The sequence below is a fragment of the Streptomyces atratus genome (assembly GCF_014648655.1).
Classification (GTDB): domain Bacteria; phylum Actinomycetota; class Actinomycetes; order Streptomycetales; family Streptomycetaceae; genus Streptomyces; species Streptomyces atratus.
Genome location: NZ_BMRN01000015.1, coordinates 1 through 835 on the forward strand (window position 1 = coordinate 1; position 835 = coordinate 835).

An 835-nucleotide genomic window follows, 5' to 3' on the forward strand; every position below is an offset into this window, starting at 1 on the left:
GCTGCACCACACCCCGCCTCATCAACATGTACGGCATCACCGAAACCACCGTCCACGTCACCACCAACGAAATCGACGAAAACCAACTGAACAACAGCGCCACCAGAATCGGGCGCGCCCTCCCGGACCTCCGACTCCATGTCCTCGACCCGTACGGGAACCCCACCCCGATCGGAGTGGTCGGGGAACTCCACATCGGCGGCGCGGGCCTGGCACGTGGCTACACCGGTCAACCAGCTCTCACCGCACAACGATTCGTACCGGATCACCTGACGCCGGCCCCCGGTGCCCGGCTCTACCGCAGTGGCGACCTCGCCCGCTGGACGGCCGACGGCGAACTGGAATACCTGGGCCGGGCCGACGCCCAGGTCAAGATCCGCGGATACCGCATCGAACTCGGCGAGATCGAAGCCCAGTTGGCGCAGGTGGCCGGTCTGCGCGAGGCCGTTGTCCTTCCGCACCAGGAGGCGAACGGCCGTACAGATCTGGTCGCCTATCTCGTGCCGGAACCGGGCACCGCACCTCCCACCACCAGCGAACTCCGCGACACCCTCGCCGGACACCTCCCCGACTACATGATCCCGAGGAACTTCGTCCACCTCGACACCCTCCCCCTCACCCCGCAAGGAAAGCTCGACCGACGCTCCCTGCCCGCCCCGACGGCCGAACGTCCGGAACTGACGGTCGAGTTCATCGCTCCACTGCCCGGCACCGAGGAACTGCTCGCGGCGATCTGGGCCGACATCCTCGGCGTCGACCGCATCGGCCGCCACGACAACTTCTTCGACCTCGGCGGCGACTCCATCCGCAGCATCCAGATACTCGGCCGAGCCCG

General features: G+C 67.2%; 1 protein-coding gene. It reads left to right on the forward strand.

The features are described 5' to 3' along the window. The coding region (locus IEZ15_RS44330; RefSeq protein WP_194535966.1) for an AMP-binding protein at nucleotides 1-835 on the forward strand (835 nt) is incomplete at both ends.